A 688-nucleotide genomic window follows, 5' to 3' on the forward strand; every position below is an offset into this window, starting at 1 on the left:
TTCTTACTGAGGTTCAGGCTACAGATGAAAATCATCTTCTGAATATGCGTAATGCCAGTAAGAACATCTATCGTTCTCCTCGCTACGCTCAAATGGGTCGTGATGAAGCTAACCAAGTGTTTGGTCGTCGTATTGCAGAGGCATTAGAAGACCGTTCAGGTCAGGCAATGAATCAGTTATCAGCACCAGAGAAAGCATTCGCTGAATCTTACCGTGCTCTGATGAATGATAAACACTTCCAAATGACCAATACTCAACGTTGGGGTGCAACAGATGCTACCTCTTTGATTGGAGATAACATTGACCCTAACCACTATTTCTCAGTGGAATGGGATGCTCGTCACATCAATGAGTTTGTCCATAATGTTTGTGGTGATAGCAAAGAAACTGCTGTTCAATATTTGAAAGAAGGCTTCCTCAAAGATTACTATTCATCTCCAGAAACTAAAGCTGATGTAAATGCTTTGATGGAAAGTGAATGGCAAGGTTCAGTTGAGGTGAAGAAACGTGAGACAGCAGCGAAACACGCGGAGGCTTTGGCTAAGAATGCGGAGGAACGCAGAGCTAAAGGTGAAGCACGTGGTAGAGACATCACAGATGACAAGAAAGCCTACAGTGAATCAGTCCATCAACAGTATCTGAAAGACAATAATCTTTCAACTACAGAAGAGATTCAGGCACGTTATCA

1 protein-coding gene is annotated in these 688 nt (G+C 42.6%); it reads left to right on the forward strand.

Going from position 1 to position 688, the window contains the following annotated elements; all coding sequences use genetic code 11:
* A partial coding sequence (locus N1032_RS25595) for a hypothetical protein (protein ID WP_259543417.1) occupies window positions 1-688 on the forward strand: 688 nt, incomplete at both ends.

This window comes from Herbiconiux daphne (assembly GCF_024979295.1).
Lineage (GTDB): Bacteria > Actinomycetota > Actinomycetes > Actinomycetales > Microbacteriaceae > Herbiconiux > Herbiconiux daphnes.